Source organism: Thomasclavelia sp. (assembly GCF_047249845.1).
In the GTDB taxonomy this organism is placed as follows: Bacteria; Bacillota_I; Bacilli_A; order Erysipelotrichales; family Coprobacillaceae; genus Thomasclavelia.
Map to the genome: position 1 here is coordinate 1 of NZ_JBKTWO010000009.1, position 16885 is coordinate 16885.

Consider the following 16885-nt stretch of genomic DNA (forward strand, 5'->3'; position numbering starts at 1 on the left):
TTTTGCATTAAATTTTACGTACAAATAAAAAATTATTATATAAAAAATAACATCGATAGATGTTATTTATTATATAATGCAATACTTTGATATGGTTTAAGATAAAAATTATGAATATCAGTATTTTTATAATTATCAATTAATATTTGGTAATCCCTAACATCTAAATCCAACGATACTTCTTGATCATAAAAATTATTTAAAACAATTAGTTCTTGTTCCTCTAAAATCCTTTTATAACCAAAGATTTGTTGATGCTTTTCAAAAATCGGTACAAACATCCCTTCACTAATTATTTTATATTTTTTTCTAAGTTTGATCAGTTTTTGATAATGGTAGAAAATTGAATCGGGATCTTTTAGAGCATCTTCTACATTTATATTTTTATAATTTGGATTTACTTGTAACCATGGTACATGATTAGAAAATCCACCATTTTTATCTTGATTCCATTGCATTGGAGTACGGGAATTATCACGTGATTTTTCTTGTAAAATTTTATAAATTTGACTTTCTTCTATTTTATTCTCTTTTAAAATATGATAAGCATTAATGCTTTCAATATCACAATATTGATTAATATTTGTAAAATAATGATTGGTCATACCAATTTCTTCACCTTGATAAATATAAGGTGTCCCACGCATTAATTGCATCGCAGTAGCCAACATCTTAGCAGAAACTACACGATACTTGCTATCATTTCCAAACCTTGAAACACTTCGAGGCTGATCGTGACAATTCCAAAATAATGCATTCCATCCTTTTCCTTCCTGCATTTTTATTTGCCATGTATTTAGTAATTCTTTTAATTCTTGAAAATCAAAAGGCATTGTTGTCCATTTTTCTTTATTTACATAATCTACTTTTAAATGATGAAAGCTAAAAACCATATCTAATTCCTTATTGGCAGGATTGGTATATCTTATACTGTTTTCTACACTTGTTGCCGACATTTCACCTACGGTTACACAATCATCCACTTTACCAAATGAACGAATATTAAGCTCATGGAGGTCATCATGAACTTTTGGTTGATCGCAATAGAATTGTTTGCCTAATCCATCAGGACTATCTTCAAAAGATCGTTTGTCAATATTATTAATCACATCAAAACGGAATCCACGAATTCCTTTTTCTAACCAAAAATTAATAATTTTTATTAATTCATTTCTAACTTCTTCATTTTTCCAATTTAAATCTGCTTGTTTTTCATCATAAAGATGCAAATAATATTCATCAAATTCTGGCACATATTTCCAAGCTTTTCCTCCAAATTTAGAATCCCAATTAGTTGGTAAACTCTTGCCTTTTCCTTTTTTAAAATAATAATAATTTTTATATTTTTCATTACCATTTAAAGCTTCCTGAAACCATTGATGTTCAGTTGAAGTATGATTGAATACCATATCAAACATCAAATAAATATCTCTTTTTTTTGCTTCAGCAATCAAACGTTCTAAATCTTCCATAGTTCCAAAGATTGGATCAATTTTATAATAATCCTTAATATCATATCCACTATCTTGCTGTGGTGAAGCAAAAATCGGACATATCCAAATCATATCTATTCCAAGAAGTTTTAAATAATCTAGTTTTTCTATAATTCCATTAATATCTCCAATCCCATCATCATTACTATCGTTAAATGACTTTGGATAAATTTGATAAATTGTTTTTTCTTTGAAACTCATTTTATTTACCTACCTCTATAATATTTTCTTCCATCACTTTTACTAACTCGCCTGCTTTTAAATTAATAACACTTTGACCACTTGTAAAAACTACTGGTGATACCAGTGTTTTTCCATGTTCTTTAATATATTCAATATCAACATTTACTAGTTTATCCCCCTGTTTTATCTGGTCACCAACTTGAACAAATGATTCAAAACCTTTTCCTTGTAATTCTACTGTATCCATTCCAATATGAATCAACAATTCTGTTCCATCGTTACCTTTTAAACCGTATGCATGCTTGGTTGGAAAAGTCATTATTATTTCTCCATTAATCGGTGCTCTAACAAGTCCTTCTGTTAATTCAATTGCAAAACCATCCCCCATAGTTTTTGAAGCAAAAACTTGATCTTCTATATCTTCTATCTTTAATAATTTACCTGTCATTGGTGATATAAAAGCTTTATCTTTAATCGTTTCTCCTAAAATACCTAATTCTTTATTAGTTAATTTATTTTTACCAATAAAATATGTTAAAACAAAAGGGACTATAACAGCTACTGCCATTGCTCCTAAAAATACCAGCCAATACTGAGATTTAATCGAAATAATTCCTGGTAACCCACCAACCCCAATACTAAAAGCCTGAACCCCAAATCCTACGGAAATAACTGCCGCTATTGCTGAACCTATCATTCCACAAATTAAAGGAAAACCATACTTTAAATTCACACCAAACAATGCTGGTTCTGTAACTCCTAAATAACATGAAATACAGGCAGGAATATTTATTTGTTGTGCTTTTTTATTCTTTTTTTGTAAAATGGACATTGCCAGTACACTAGATCCTTGAGCAATATTTGATAAAGCTATCATTGGCCATAATATCGTACCTCCAAACATATTTGATAGTGTTGTATCAATCGCATTAGTCATATGATGTAATCCCGTCATAACAATTGGGGCATAAATCAAACCAAAACAAGCAGCAAATAAAATCCCAAACGATGAAGTTAAACCACCATATACTACATCTGCAATCCAATTACCAATCATCCAGCCTATTGGTCCTACAATAGTATGAGCAATAATTACTGCTGGCAATAACGAACAAAAAGGAACAATGATCATACTTATAACTTCTGGAGTTATTTTTCTAAAAAACTTTTCTAAATATACAAGTACAAATCCTGCCATCATTGCAGCAATAACCTGTCCCTGATAACCAATCATTTGAATTTGAGTAAAGCCAAAATCCCATACTGGAATATCCTTTGTTGCTGTAGAAGCTACTTCAAAACCATTTAATAATTGAGGTGAAACTAAAGTTAACCCTAAAACTATTCCTAAAATTTGAGTTGTCCCCATCTTTTTAGTAATCGACCAGACTATCCCTACAGGTAGTAAGTGAAACACAGCTTCACCTATTAGCCATAAAAAGTTATACAACCCTTGCCAAAACTGCGAAATATCAGCCAATGTCTGGGTTCCATTATTAAAAAAAGCAATCTCCCCAATAATATTTCTAAATCCTAAAATTAATCCTCCACAAATAAGAGCAGGTATTAGTGGAGCAAAAATTTCTCCTAGATTTCCCATCAAACGCTGTAACTTATTTTGATTATCTTGAGCATTATTTTTAACTTGTTCTTTACTTACACCTTCAATTCCTGATATTGCAACAAAATCGTTATAAAATTTTTGAACATCATTTCCAATAATTACTTGAAACTGTCCACCCTGCGTAAATGTTCCTTTAGCACTAGATAAAGTTTCAATTTTATCAATATTTGCTTTTTTATCATCAAATAAAACAAATCGCATTCTTGTCATACAGTGACTCACAGCTTTAATATTGTTTCTCCCACCAATAAATTCTAAAAGTTTTTTAACATCCTTATCATATTTGCCCATATTTCTCCTCCTTTACATGTACGTACATCTTTTACATATACATCATAACTTGTACGTATATGTTTGTCAATACTTTTAAATAAAAAATAGCTGAATTTATCAGCTATTTTACTATTCCTACCATTTTCAATAAATATTTTGCATTAGTTGTTTTACAACGACCTTGTTTAATTAAATAATCAAACTTGATTTTATTATTTTCATAATATTCACTAAAATGATAATTTATACATGGTACCTGGTTTTCTAATTCGCATAATTCAAAATCATGAGTCGTAATAAAAGTGAAAATATTAGATGTTGATAGTTGCTTAACGGTTTCTGTTGCTCCATAAATTCGATCTTTAGAGTTCGTTCCCTTAAAAATTTCATCTATTAAAGCAATCATTCTTTCACCCTGCTGATTAGCCTCAACAATTTCTTTAATCCTTAATAATTCAGCATAAAATGTTGATATTCCACTAATATCATCTTCTAAACGCATTGATGTAAATATTTTCATTAATGAACATTTAAATGAATCAGCCAAAACAGGACCACCCGCATAAGCTAAAACTAAATTTGTACCAATTGTCCTTAAAAAAGTTGTTTTCCCAGACATATTTGATCCAGTAATAACACAAACTTGTTTTTTCATTGTAAAAGAATTAGAAACAACTTGCTTTTCATTAATTAAAGGATGATATGCTTGATTAAATTCTAAACAAAGCTCATTTGTAAATGTGGCAAATGTTGTAGAGTGCTTAGTTTGTAATAGTACTTGTAAACTGATCAAACTTTCCAGTTCAGCAATATTATCTAACCAATCATTTACATGTTCTCCATATTTATCAACCCAAAGCTCATAGCGTTCACGGCAATTAATATCCCACAATAAAATTCCATTTAGTAAAAGTGCCGCTAGTAAATTATTACGTTGCTTTACAGAAGAACTAATTGCTTTTAACTCACAAAAAGCTTGACTAGATTCTAATAAACTGTTTTTTAAATTATTTATATGGACTGATCTAAAAGTTGTCTTTTCTATTAATTCACAAATATTTTGATAACTAGTTAAACATTTAGAAATTTGAGTTATTTGTTTAAATAGCTCACTATTTTTGTTTAAATTAATTATTGCAATGATCCATTGACCAAATATCAATACCGGAAGAAGGATTACTGCCAACTTAAAAATATAATCAAACAAAAACATTATTAAGGCTATAATAGTTAAAATAGGTATAATATATCTAACTAATTTCCATTTCTTCCATCTTTGTTTAGTATAAATATTAACAATAAATTCTTCAATAACCTTCTCAATCATTTTTGGTTTAAGCAGCATTTTTCCATATGTTTCAATATTAATAACAAAATCATTTCTTTCCCCTAATTCTTTTACAGCTATTTGCTCTTGAATAAGTAAATCATGATCAAATTCATTTCTTGTCAGTTTAGATAACAATCTTTTCTTTCCTCTTAAGGTATTTGCAGTATTTAAATATTGAAACAATGAATTATTTCCAACTATATCAAGATCTTTCATTACTCCTGTTATTTGCTCGATATAATCAAGACCTGTTTCCTCGAACTCTTTCCATTTATTATCAAAGCGAGCTAAATAATTTTCGATTACTTTCGATTTTGCTTTTAAATAAGTAAGTTGATCAGTTATTTTTGTATGCTTAAAAACTAATAGAATAAAAATTATTATTGCTATGATCATAAATAAGTATATATATTCTAATTTTAAAAAATAACCACTTAATAAAAACACTAAGATTAAAGTACCTGCAATAAATCTAAAAACAGATATTTTTAATGAGCTGCTTTCTAAATCTTTAATTTCTTTTATTAGTTTATTTTGAAACAATAAATAATCATTACACTCCATACTCTCTCCTTTAAAAATCACAATTGTGCCCTTCTAGCAAATTCGACAAACCTAAATTTATCAGGACGATGTTTTGAAATAGTAAACTGAAATAAAGAAGCATCTTCTAGATATGTGTATGATTTAACACAAACTAATAAATCATAATCAAGCATATCTAATAATTGTTTTTCTTCATCACTAGCTTTTACAACTGTGAATTCTTTTCTAGCAAAACTGATCTTTAAACCTAATACATCTTCTATATAACTATATAATGAATCCTTAGCAATTTCTGTATTAATCTCAGGAACAATTTTAGCGTTTAAAAAATCTGTATCCAAAATAACTCTTTCACCATCAATTTTTCTAATTCGCCTAACTTTATAATAATTACCTTGTTCCATATACAATTCTTTTTTTATTATTTCATCTACAGGATTCAATGAAACCTCTATTACTTCTGTAACCACTTCACCATTTATTGTTTTCGCTAATTCTTTAAAACTAGTAACACCTGAAACCGGAAAAGATACTTTATCAACATCTAAAACCAAAGACCCCTTTCCTTTATTCTTTTGAATATAACCATTTTTTAATAAAATATCCAAAGCTTTACGAATCGTATCTCGTGAAGCTTTATACATTTTCATAAGTTCATTTTCACTAGGTAAATATGTATGAGCACCTATTTCCTGACTTTCAATTTTATTGATTAAGTCTTGAGATATTTTTTGATATTTACTTTGCATCCAGGTTAGCTGAGTAAATTGATCTCAGCATCCTCCTTCCTATATTTTTTCCAAATAATAACACATATGTAGATTATAACAAAAATCAATTATTCTTTCATTCTTTTTAATATTCATTATAAGATAAAAAACTAAGCATAGCTTAGTTTTTAGGTTTTTTATTTGAAACAGTTTGAATACTACCAATAATTGTTGAACCTTCTTCTACCATGATCTTAGCTGAAGTTGTATTCCCATCCAAAATAGATGTTCCTTTTAACGATACTCTATTTTCAGCAATAATATTACCTTTAATTTCACCTTCTAAAACAACATCACTACTATTAACATCACCTTGTAAATTTGTCTTACCTAAGATATTAACAATACCTTTACAATTTACATTCCCAACAATAGATGCATCAATCGTAGTTAATGAATCCGCTTTAATATTTCCTTTAACTTTACCTTTGATCGTTACAGCTTTATCACAGCTAATATTTCCTTCAATTATACCTTCGACTTGTAAGTCAGCTTTACAAGTAATATCACCTGTAATTTTTGTTCCATAAGAAATAACTGAAGCAACATATTCAGGTTCTACTTTTTGAGGCTTAGAATAAACAGGCTCCTCTTTAGGCATATTAACTTTTTTGTTTTCTACTACTTTTTGAGGTTTAGAATCAACTTTTTTTGATTCAAACTTCCTTTGCTCAATTTTCTTTTCAGCAGTTTTTTTATCCTTTTTTTCTATCACTTCTTCTTCGACCTCTTCTTCCACAAAGATTGTTTTATTGATTATATCCATTATATTTCTCTTCTTATTCATCACACAATCCTCCTCCATAATCAACTTATCTACAGCGCAATTAGTTTTACAATATTCTACAAAAATAAACATCCAACAATACACGCAAATACTAACAAAATACCTTAACAATGTCAATGTCACTTCATAATTATACCATACAATTCTCGACTATTCACTAAAAGATTGACAAAATATTTTATAATAATCGAAGATAAAACATTATAGTCATACTAAAATTAATAATAACAAACTACTGGACAATTAATTTCGATACTATTATATAATTGAGCAGCAATATTTGTAGGCAAATTAATACATCCATGAGAACCACTATTCATATAGATAGTGCCTCCCCACTTATTACGCCAAGAAGATGAATCATGCAGCCCAATCCCTTTATTAAAAGGCATCCAATATGATACTGGTGTTTCATATGGCCAAGTACCATCTGGTAATTTAGTTCCCCTTAATACACGATTACGTTCTTTATTATAAAGATAATAGGCTCCAGCAGGTGTTCTTCTATCTGGATCATTATATGTTCCTGAAACAAGATCTGATTCTAAAACAATTTGACCATCTTTATGATACCACATATGCTGACTCTTTAAATCAATTTCAACAAATGTATTACCAAGTCCACCATTATCAGTAGAAGCTTCTTTTCCAGTTGTTACTGGAGTACGTACCCCTACTTTATTAGCATATATGTCATCTAACAAGCCATTTATTTCTTTTGAATTTTGTAAACGCAAACCATAATTACCACCACTTACAGTAATTGTTCGATTATTAGCTCCAACAAAAGTTCTTGTTCCTCCAACACTATTTATCTTCTTAGCTAATGAACTAACAAATTCTGTAGCTTTTTCTTTGAAAACATCATCATCACGATAATAATTACCACTTTCATCAATAGAAAGCCATGTTATTAATGTATTACCATCTAAAACTACATCCCCTGAGTTAGTTTTATATGTGATAACAGCAGAGGCATACTGTTTAGCCGCTTCATATAACTGCTGAATTTTAGCATCACTAGCCTTTAAAGCTGGCTCTACATAACAATTTTGTGCATGTAAATCAACGCTTGTTTTCCCCTCACTAAAAGCCAGCCTAATAGCCTCTAGCATTTTATCTTGATCAATCATTGAACCAGCAACTTCATTTTTAATCGTAAACTCATTATTAATATATTCTACTTTAGCATCTTCTGGAGGTACCTGTGTTCCTTCTTGAAGATGATTTAATGATAATACTTTACTTTTTAAAGTTGTTTCATCTAGTATCGCCAGGTTATCAACACTCTTATTATTTTTTATAAAAAACGCTTGTATCCAGGCAAAAGAATTTTGTTTCTTTAAAATCTTAGCAACATCATTATCTGTATTATATTTAACCCCTAAATCTTTACCCGATACAAATTCCGATGTTCCATCATTAAACTTTAATTCTAAAGTATGATCATCAACAGTTTTAGAAAGCTTTTTATTAGCTTCATCTAAAGTTAAACCACCCACATTTATATTATTAATATAAGTACTATTTAAAAATTTATTATTAAAATAAAAGCTGCCTATCAAATATATTGTAATAATTCCAATCAGTAAGGTGATAATGATAATAAACTCTTTACGAATTTTCCGCTTTTTCTTTAATGTCTTGTTTTTATTACAGTTCAGCACTGCCTCTCCATTACTCATATTGTCCATAATTCCCTCTTGTCTTTTCTTGATTTTTCCCAATTCTTCATAATTACTTACAATATGCATTCTAGCATTTTGCCTTTAATTGTCAACCTAAACAGCTATAGACATGGTATTTTTAAGAATTATTAATAATTTATCATGGATATACTTTTTTTAAGAAACGATCTTAAATCATCAATATTTCCATCATATAAGTATGCACTCATCCCGACTCTTTCAGCACCTTCAACATTAACTAAAATATCATCAATAAAAATACACTCTTCTGCCACTAAATTAAACTTTGTTAGGAAATGTTTATATATTTGTATATCCGGTTTTAATAAATGATTATGAGCAGAAATATAAAAATCATCAAAATATTTAAATGCCGCTACTTTATGAAAATAATCTTTAATTTGTAAACCACAATTTGACAATAAATATATCTTATAATCTTGTTGTTTTAATTCTTTAATCAAAGGAACCATTTCATCAAATATTTCTAAATAATCATACCAATGATATAATGCATATTTTAACAAATCATGATATTCCTTATTCGTTTGTAAATAGATTTGCTGTAAAGCTTCATCAAGACTTATAGTTCCCTGATCTAACATCTGCCATTGTCGACTATTAAAAAGCTCTTTAATAATTACTCTCTGTTCATTTAAATTATTACTCAACTTGTTAGCAATATATTCAGGATCCCATCTTAAAATTACATTTCCCATATCAAAAACAATATTTTTAATCATTAGTTAATGCCCCTAAAACAGCTACACCTTTAATAATTTGTTCATCAGATGGCATCGAAAAGTTCATTCTAAATGACTGACAATGTTTACTATCATCATCATAAAAAGCATTCCCCGGCACTACTGCAACCTTATGCTCGATTGCCTTTTTAACAAAACTTGGCATATCAAGTCTTTCAGGTAATGTTACCCAAATAAACATCCCGCCATCAGGAATAGTCCATTTACAGTCTTTACTAAAATGTTTATCCATTTCTTCTAACATCAAGTTACACTTTTTATTATATACTGCTTGTAACTTTTTCAAATGTTCATCCATATCTGTTTCATTTAAAAAGCGAGCCATAACACTTTGAGCCCAAGCATTAGTATGAACATCATTTGTCTGTTTAGCAACAGTACACTTAGCTAATAAATCATGGTGACCAACCATAATAGCTACTCGCATACCAGGTGCAATGATTTTAGAAAAACTAGCAGCATATACTACTAATCCTTCATCATCTAATGATTTAATTGAAGGTATTGGTTCGTTTTTAAATCGTAGATCACCATATGGATTATCTTCAAGAATCATCACTTGATATTTTTTTGCTAAAAAATAGATTGCCTGCCGTTTTTTTAATGATGTAGTAATTCCAGTTGGATTTTGAAAATTTGGTATCAAATAAATAAATTTAGGTTTTTTCTGTTTATTTAATGCTTCTTCAAGTTTAGCTAAATTAATCCCATCATCTTCCATCTCAATCCCCACTAATTTAGCCCCATTACTTTTAAAAGCATTCAAAGCACCTAAAAAACTTGGGTTTTCACATATTACAACATCCCCTTCATCACATAAGCATTTGCTCATAAAATCCATGATTTGCTGAGAACCAGAAGTTACCATTACTTCATCATAATCTTTTAAGACCGTTTCATGACGTGATAAAAAATCAAGTGCCGCTTTTTTAAAATTAATATCCCCCTCAGTAATTCCATACTCTAAAATTGAATTAGGTTTAGTATTAAAAATATCATTACTAATCTCTTTTAATTTATTTACTGGAAATGTTTCACTAGCTGGATTCCCCCCACCAAAACTAATAATTTCTGGATCATTCATCATTTTTAATATTTCTCTAATTGCTGATGCCTGAACACCGCTTATTCTTTTTGAAAATTCAAAATTCATTTTTTTACCCCCTTAACTTATAGGTTTATTATAAACCAAACATTTCCTAATGCAAAGAATTATAATTTAGTTTATAATAATTAAAAGGAGTGATTTTATGCAGGCATTGTTTTTAGTTCTACACAAGATTGAAAAGTTAGATGATTTATTAATCGCCTTACAAAATAACGGAATAACTGGGGGTACGATTATTGATAGTAAGGGAATGATCAATGCTTTGAAAAATAATGATAACTTTATTATTGAATCTTTACGAATATTTCTAGAAGATCCTCGTGAAGCTAGCAAAACTCTATTTTTCATTTTAAAAAAAGAAGATGTAATAGATGCTAGAAAAATCATTGATGAAACTTTAGGTGGTATTAACAACCCTAATACTGGTATTATGTTTGGTATCGACCTAGCTTTTGTTGATGGTTTGAAAATATAATAAAACAGACCCTAGCAGTTTGCTAGGGTCTTACACTACCATTGTAACATTGACATATACTCGTCTGGATTAGATAGTACTTGTTTATATTCATCTATTTTAACCATTTTTTCTTTTTTACCATCAATTGAAGCAATATAGACACTATCATAATCATTTTCTAATAACAATGACTGTTTATAATAATCTAATCGAGCATTAACAATTTTATACATATCTTTTCCTTGAGAATTTTTATATTGTGCAATATCCCCAACTAAAACTAATATATATGCTTCATGTGTTGGCATTTCGCTACTATTATTCAATAATGGAGACTGCTCACCTGGGGGTAGTAACTGCATTACTTTATTAAATATCTGACTTTTAGCTATTTTATATCCTCGAATTTCCTCTTTTGCTTTAATATTCATTGAAACTTCTTGATATTTTTCATCATAGTTTTTAGATGAAATAAAATCTAATAAATCAACTTTTAAAACCTGGTTTTCAAGAACTAATGAACTTAAAGTTTCTCTATTTACATCTTTAGGTTCTTTTTTAACATCTTCCGTTCCAAATTTCAAAACAATAAAAACTACTAATATCAAGACAATCACACTAATCAGCATCAATGCATTCTTCGTTAACTTAAGGGGTTTTTTAGCCATAATAATCCCTCCTTATAATCCATTATATCACATAAACCGACAGATAAACAATTAAATAAAACCATGGATATTCCATGGTTTAAAATAAGTTTTCTATACGTTTTACAATTTCGTTTTCTGGTACAAAACCAGTAATTTGATCAACTGCTTTTCCATCTTTAAAAATAATTAAATTAGGAATTGCCTGCACACCATAACGACCAGCAATGTCTGATGAAGTATCAACATTTATTTTATAAAAATCTACTTGTGTCATTTTTTCAGCTATTCCATCTAATACTGGTGCTAACATTTTACATGGACCACACCAGTCAGCATAAAAATCAACTAATACGATTCCACTGGCAATAGCGCTATCAAATTCGTTACTATTTAATATTTTCATTATTCTCACCTCATCTAACATTATGCCTGATATTAAAATAATTACAACTAATTTGCATTTATTTTATAAAAATCTTCTATTGTAAGAGATAGAGGGTCATTTAAACTATAATTGATCCAGGTTCTAGTATTTTCATAAGAGATATCACACCCCTGAGTATCTTCATAGTTAATATTTTGAAGCAAACTAGGATTATTTTCAAAATCAGCTAATTTACGTTGTAATATGTTTTTTAATAACTGGATATCTTCTTTTTCTTCTAATTTCAAATAATTTTCTTCAGCTAACTGAAATTCAACACTTCGAGCTTTATCAAGTTGTTTTAACAACTTATAATACATACCATTCCAGCTTTTAATTAAATCACCATCAATTTTTTTAACAAACTCTTTAAATTTATCATCACTAACATAATATCCTCGTTTTACCTTACTTCCATCATTACGATAATACGTAATATCAATTCTTTTGATTCTGTCCTGTGATTGTTTTGTATTTATTAGCTGTTTATGAATTGAAACTATTTTATCAATATCCTGACTATCACTAATCTTTATATTTGAATTGATGTTGTCAATATTATTTTCAATTGCAGCATAAGCTATTTGTTTTGGAATATAGTTTTCTAAATAACCTTTAGAAAAGATAAATATAACTACTGTTCCAATAATAATCAATGTTGATTGAACAAGACATAATTGGTATCTAACTTTTTTATATTGAATAAATTGTACGATAAACGTTACAATTACAGTTGCAATAATGTTAACCATGATAAAAGTTCTTATTAATTCTGATGCAACCCCTAAAACAGATGTAAGCATCCATGAACCACTAATAATGATGACTATACTAATGATTTGAGCCATACCCTTATTAGTAAACCCATAATAATTATTACTACAGTTACGATATTTACATACATATAAACCTAAAATCAAAGTTATAATTATATAACCTAAATAGATTAAACAAAAGTTCCATTCCAAACCAACAGTACTTGCAATTATTAATCTGATAACCGGAACTAGATAACTAATAACTTCTAATGAAAGCCCACTGGAAATAATACCTTTAATAAACGTTGTATATACTGCAAATAAGCTATAATAGAAAATTAATGGTGCTAAGATAATTACTACTTGTAAAACAACATTCATAAAAAATGACGTTGTTAGATAAGCAGTTAAGTTCGCTAGTGTATAATACATAAATATCATTAAAATAAGTGCAATGCTATTATTTAAAATTATTCCTTGACTTAAAAAGCAATATAATATTGCTGGTATAATTAGACAAACGATCCCACTTAGATAATGGATAAGAAAACTTTGTATTCGTGAAAAAGGTAAAGAATTAAAATGAGTCTGCCTAGTAGTATTAAATAAATATTTTAGATTAATAATCGGTAATATCAAACTAAATACAAATACAATAAAATAGAATGTAAATATTGGTAAATCTTTATGATAGGACAAGACATTAATAATAAAATTTAATAACAAACACCCCATGTAAATAACAACATAATTCTTTAGCTGTTTTAAATCATTTTTAAATAAACTTAGCATTGTTATTCACCAGCCTTTCGATTAATTGAATTGATTATAATTTTATCATCTTCATTTTCTAGCCCAATTATCAAAGTTATCTTATGATTTTCAGTTTCATCTACTATTGTTAACTTCATTGAGTAAGTAGCATAATTATTATCAAATTCAATTAATTCAATCCCATCATCATATAAAGTAAATGTCTCAATATTTAACTGCTCTTTTACAAACTGAAATATCTTATTATCTGTTTCATCAGATAATAGTGTTTCATCATAAATAAATTTATTGCAGCGGTTAATAAATTCAGTTTGCCCAATTAGCTTCTTATCTTTTAAAAACTCATGAAATTTATCATTTACTTTTAGAATATATTGGTTGCCACTACTTCCAAATAAATTTATCATCTCTCCATTAAAAAAATCATCAACTACAATATTTTGCTCCTTAGTCATTTGATAAAGCTGTTTAGTTTCAGATGAATTTAAATAAATTTCTGTATTGTCATAATAACATGTTAAATAACTTTCCTTTTCAAAATTAAAACTATTGCTACTTAAATAAGCATTTTCATGTTTCTTAAAATAATCAATTAAAAGCTTTTGATCAAATTGATATTGAAGAAGATTATCATGATAATTATCATTAACACCTTCATAATACAAATTAAAGACTATAATAGAATTACTATTTTCAACTTGTTCAAAATGAATATTATCACGGTTATCATTTAGATATTTAATCATATCAAATAGTTGAGTATGTTCAATGTTCATTGTAAATGTATTTTCACTTTTAGCATCAAAAATATACAACTCACCTACAACATCAGATTTTCCAGTAACCTCATTCACTGCTTTATAATATTGACCATTAGCAATAATATAATTAACTCCAAAGAAAATTAATAATACTGGAATATATATTAAAAGCTTTCGATATATATACTGACTTTTAAAGATTATTTCAATAAAAATTGCAATAATAATACCAATTATTAAATATATCGTTAATAACATCAACATTCCTTTTATTCCAAAGGTAATATCAATATGACTAAACAATAAAATCAAATAGAATACTGTAATTGTTACAATTAATACAATCCCAGATTTTAAAACAATTCCTATTTTATTAAATACGAGTGGTTCATCTATATACTCATCATCACGATTTTTATATACATAATAACTCAATCCAAGTAATGCTAAAGCTATAAAACAATGAATTATGATAGTCAAATTTCCTATGCTAATAAATTCTAGTCCTGCTGCAAGCGGAAATAGCATATTGATATAATAATTTTCAATCTGATTAACTGCTCCTGGTACTAGATAAGTGGTAAAAACAATAAAACTCCCCAATAAAACTACTGGTAAAGTATATACTACAATACTAAAAACAATCTGTCCTAAACGGTTTCCTGCCATACTAGAAACCAAAAAAGTAATCGTATAGTAAATAAATAACAGCACAAAGATCATTAAAATAAATCGAAATAACATATTTCCAGAAAATACAAGATTATATGATCTAGTAAAATCAATAAAAACAATCCCAATTCCTTCCATTAATAGTGTTACTAAAACAATTAAATAACCCGCTAAATAATTTGTAAACCAAACTGTTCTACTATCTAAAGGAATTGATTTCATCATTGAAGATTTTGTTTTATTAATTAAAAAACTTTGAATAAAACATGGATAAACAGTTGTTAAAACTACTGCACTAATTCCAAAAAGACCAATACATAATTGCCCAATTCCTGTTCCATCAGCCGATATTGAAGCCAAAATAAAGAAACCAACAAAAATAATTAAAGAAATTTTAGCTGGAAAAAGATTATTTTTAACAATATTTTTTAATAATGTTTTGTTAACCCATGACTTCCTTGAGTTCATCATACTTTCCCCCTAATGTAAATAAGAAAATTTCTTCTAATGATAATGACAATGTCTCATTAATAATTGGGCTGTATTTTAACACCGTAGCATCTATCTCTTCAAGATTTCCTTTAACAACTAAAGTATGAACTCGCCCCATCATCTGATGAGCTAAAACATTTAATTCTTTTTCTAATGCATACATTTCATCACCCGATTCTAAAACAATCTGCAATTTATGATATCCTTCTTTTAAATGATCCAGTGATTCTTCAAAAATTATTTTCCCTTTGTTAATTAATGCAATATGATCACACATACTGTCTAATTCATTTAAATGGTGACTTGAAATAAATATTGTCATCTGACGTTCACTTACATCTTGAATTAAAATATCCCAAATAATTTTTCGAATATGCGGGTCTAAGCCATCAAAAGGCTCATCCATTATTAGATACTCTGGCATGATTGAAAGTGCCAAAATAAACATCACCTGCTTTTTCATTCCCTTAGAAAATTTATTAAACTTTTCTAAACTATTATAATTAAATAATTTCATTAACTTTATATATCGTTCTTCATCAAAGGTTGGATAAATTCCTTGATATAACTCTTTAATATCTTTGATATTTTGACCAAATGTATCAAAAAATTCATCTGGAATATAAACCAATTTTGCTTTAGCCTCCGGGTTTTCATAAACTCTCATCCCCTCTAATTCTACAAATCCATGATCTCCTTGATATGCTCCTACTAAATGACGAATCAAAGTTGTTTTACCAGCTCCATTTTCACCAATAATCCCATATATTGATCCTTTAGGTATATTTAAATTAATATTGTCTAAAATTTGATTGTTATCAATTTTTTTTGAAAGTTCTTTTACTTTTAACATGATTTACCCTCCCATGTTTGTTCTAACAACTGGCACAATTCTTCAAAACTCATTCCAATATATTTACTTTTAGTTACTATTTCACGACTCAATTCATTAATTTGCTGCAGAAATAATTTTGTTTGAACATTTTGTTTTGAACTAACAAAACTTCCTTTCCCCGGTAAAGAATATATGAAACCTTGTTCTTCTAATAGTCGATAAGCTTTTACTACAGTATTAGGATTGATATGAATCGATGAAGATAATTCTCTAACTGAAGGTAACTTATCATTAGCTTGTATTAATCCTGTAGTTATATATTCCAAAAGCTGTTTATAAATCTGCTCATAAATTGGTATGGAGCTATTAATATCTATTTTCATACTATCTCCTTTCTAAAATCATCTCTACACTTAGTAGTATAACAAACATCAAACTGTATTACAAGATATAATACAGTTAATCATTCAATTATATTTATATAGAAATATTTCAC

General features: G+C 28.1%; 15 protein-coding genes. 1 reads left to right on the forward strand and 14 read right to left on the reverse strand.

Features of this window, described 5'->3' with window-relative positions:
* Window positions 1-62 precede the first annotated feature (62 nt).
* The 8 genes from treC to ACLR9T_RS03625 form a co-directional block, all read right to left on the reverse strand.
* Window positions 63-1694, reverse strand: a complete 1632-nt coding sequence (gene treC, locus ACLR9T_RS03590; RefSeq protein WP_413108165.1) for an alpha,alpha-phosphotrehalase — start codon at window positions 1692-1694, stop codon at window positions 63-65.
* Between the two features lies 1 nt (window position 1695).
* On the reverse strand, window positions 1696-3591 hold the full coding sequence (gene treP / locus ACLR9T_RS03595; protein WP_413108166.1) for a PTS system trehalose-specific EIIBC component: 1896 nt from the start codon (window positions 3589-3591) through the stop codon (window positions 1696-1698).
* Between the two features lie 103 nt (window positions 3592-3694).
* Complete coding sequence (locus ACLR9T_RS03600) at window positions 3695-5467, reverse strand: MutS family DNA mismatch repair protein (RefSeq protein ID WP_413108167.1); 1773 nt, start codon at window positions 5465-5467, stop codon at window positions 3695-3697.
* Window positions 5468-5484: 17 nt separating this feature from the next.
* Entirely contained in the window at window positions 5485-6198 is a 714-nt protein-coding gene (gene treR / locus ACLR9T_RS03605) for a trehalose operon repressor (RefSeq protein WP_413108168.1), read from the reverse strand.
* 142 nt (window positions 6199-6340) lie between these two features.
* Window positions 6341-7006 (reverse strand): bactofilin family protein, encoded by a 666-nt coding sequence (locus ACLR9T_RS03610; RefSeq protein WP_413108169.1) that lies wholly within the window; start codon window positions 7004-7006, stop codon window positions 6341-6343.
* Window positions 7007-7224: 218 nt separating this feature from the next.
* A complete protein-coding gene (locus ACLR9T_RS03615; protein ID WP_413108170.1) occupies window positions 7225-8760 on the reverse strand; it encodes a L,D-transpeptidase family protein in 1536 nt (511 codons plus the stop codon).
* A gap of 62 nt (window positions 8761-8822) precedes the next feature.
* Window positions 8823-9437, reverse strand: a complete 615-nt coding sequence (locus ACLR9T_RS03620; RefSeq protein WP_413108171.1) for an HAD family hydrolase — start codon at window positions 9435-9437, stop codon at window positions 8823-8825.
* Window positions 9430-10611 carry a PLP-dependent aminotransferase family protein gene (locus ACLR9T_RS03625; RefSeq protein WP_413108172.1) on the reverse strand — a complete coding sequence of 394 codons (1182 nt, stop codon included), beginning with the start codon at window positions 10609-10611 and terminating at the stop codon, window positions 9430-9432. Before ACLR9T_RS03625 ends, ACLR9T_RS03620 begins: the two co-directional genes overlap by 8 nt.
* A 97-nt stretch (window positions 10612-10708) precedes the next feature.
* Between ACLR9T_RS03625 and ACLR9T_RS03630 the strand changes: the two genes are divergently transcribed.
* Entirely contained in the window at window positions 10709-11041 is a 333-nt protein-coding gene (locus ACLR9T_RS03630) for a hypothetical protein (protein ID WP_413108173.1), read from the forward strand.
* Window positions 11042-11076: 35 nt separating this feature from the next.
* On the opposite strand, the gene ACLR9T_RS03635 is transcribed toward ACLR9T_RS03630, so the two are convergent.
* The 6 genes from ACLR9T_RS03635 to ACLR9T_RS03660 all read right to left on the reverse strand — a co-directional run bounded on the left by ACLR9T_RS03635 (window position 11077) and on the right by ACLR9T_RS03660 (window position 16772).
* Entirely contained in the window at window positions 11077-11691 is a 615-nt protein-coding gene (locus ACLR9T_RS03635; protein ID WP_413108174.1) for a hypothetical protein, read from the reverse strand.
* Window positions 11692-11770: 79 nt separating this feature from the next.
* On the reverse strand, window positions 11771-12076 hold the full coding sequence (gene trxA / locus ACLR9T_RS03640; RefSeq protein ID WP_413108175.1) for a thioredoxin: 306 nt from the start codon (window positions 12074-12076) through the stop codon (window positions 11771-11773).
* Window positions 12077-12123: 47 nt separating this feature from the next.
* The gene (locus ACLR9T_RS03645; RefSeq protein ID WP_413108176.1) at window positions 12124-13647 is read right to left on the reverse strand and encodes a hypothetical protein; all 1524 of its coding nucleotides are present in this window, start codon (window positions 13645-13647) and stop codon (window positions 12124-12126) included.
* A gap of 2 nt (window positions 13648-13649) precedes the next feature.
* Entirely contained in the window at window positions 13650-15530 is a 1881-nt protein-coding gene (locus ACLR9T_RS03650; protein ID WP_413108177.1) for an ABC transporter permease, read from the reverse strand.
* On the reverse strand, window positions 15505-16407 hold the full coding sequence (locus ACLR9T_RS03655; RefSeq protein WP_413108178.1) for an ABC transporter ATP-binding protein: 903 nt from the start codon (window positions 16405-16407) through the stop codon (window positions 15505-15507). The genes ACLR9T_RS03650 and ACLR9T_RS03655 overlap by 26 nt, the downstream gene beginning before the upstream one ends.
* Window positions 16401-16772: a GntR family transcriptional regulator gene (locus ACLR9T_RS03660; protein ID WP_413108179.1), complete on the reverse strand. Its 372-nt coding sequence runs from the start codon at window positions 16770-16772 to the stop codon at window positions 16401-16403. The genes ACLR9T_RS03655 and ACLR9T_RS03660 overlap by 7 nt, the downstream gene beginning before the upstream one ends.
* Window positions 16773-16885: the final 113 nt, after the last annotated feature.

Excerpts from the sequence above, each read along its gene's own strand:
- treC (WP_413108165.1), bottom strand. The coding sequence starts at position 1,694 with ATGAGTTTCAAAGAAAAAACAATTTATCAAATTTATCCAAAGTCATTT.
- treP (WP_413108166.1), bottom strand. The coding sequence starts at position 3,591 with ATGGGCAAATATGATAAGGATGTTAAAAAACTTTTAGAATTTATTGGT.
- ACLR9T_RS03600 (WP_413108167.1), bottom strand. The coding sequence starts at position 5,467 with ATGGAGTGTAATGATTATTTATTGTTTCAAAATAAACTAATAAAAGAA.
- treR (WP_413108168.1), bottom strand. The coding sequence starts at position 6,198 with ATGCAAAGTAAATATCAAAAAATATCTCAAGACTTAATCAATAAAATT.
- ACLR9T_RS03610 (WP_413108169.1), bottom strand. The coding sequence starts at position 7,006 with ATGAATAAGAAGAGAAATATAATGGATATAATCAATAAAACAATCTTT.
- ACLR9T_RS03615 (WP_413108170.1), bottom strand. The coding sequence starts at position 8,760 with ATGCATATTGTAAGTAATTATGAAGAATTGGGAAAAATCAAGAAAAGA.
- ACLR9T_RS03620 (WP_413108171.1), bottom strand. The coding sequence starts at position 9,437 with ATGATTAAAAATATTGTTTTTGATATGGGAAATGTAATTTTAAGATGG.
- ACLR9T_RS03625 (WP_413108172.1), bottom strand. The coding sequence starts at position 10,611 with ATGAATTTTGAATTTTCAAAAAGAATAAGCGGTGTTCAGGCATCAGCA.
- ACLR9T_RS03630 (WP_413108173.1), top strand. The coding sequence starts at position 10,709 with ATGCAGGCATTGTTTTTAGTTCTACACAAGATTGAAAAGTTAGATGAT.
- ACLR9T_RS03635 (WP_413108174.1), bottom strand. The coding sequence starts at position 11,691 with ATGGCTAAAAAACCCCTTAAGTTAACGAAGAATGCATTGATGCTGATT.
- trxA (WP_413108175.1), bottom strand. The coding sequence starts at position 12,076 with ATGAAAATATTAAATAGTAACGAATTTGATAGCGCTATTGCCAGTGGA.
- ACLR9T_RS03645 (WP_413108176.1), bottom strand. The coding sequence starts at position 13,647 with ATGCTAAGTTTATTTAAAAATGATTTAAAACAGCTAAAGAATTATGTT.
- ACLR9T_RS03650 (WP_413108177.1), bottom strand. The coding sequence starts at position 15,530 with ATGAACTCAAGGAAGTCATGGGTTAACAAAACATTATTAAAAAATATT.
- ACLR9T_RS03655 (WP_413108178.1), bottom strand. The coding sequence starts at position 16,407 with ATGTTAAAAGTAAAAGAACTTTCAAAAAAAATTGATAACAATCAAATT.
- ACLR9T_RS03660 (WP_413108179.1), bottom strand. The coding sequence starts at position 16,772 with ATGAAAATAGATATTAATAGCTCCATACCAATTTATGAGCAGATTTAT.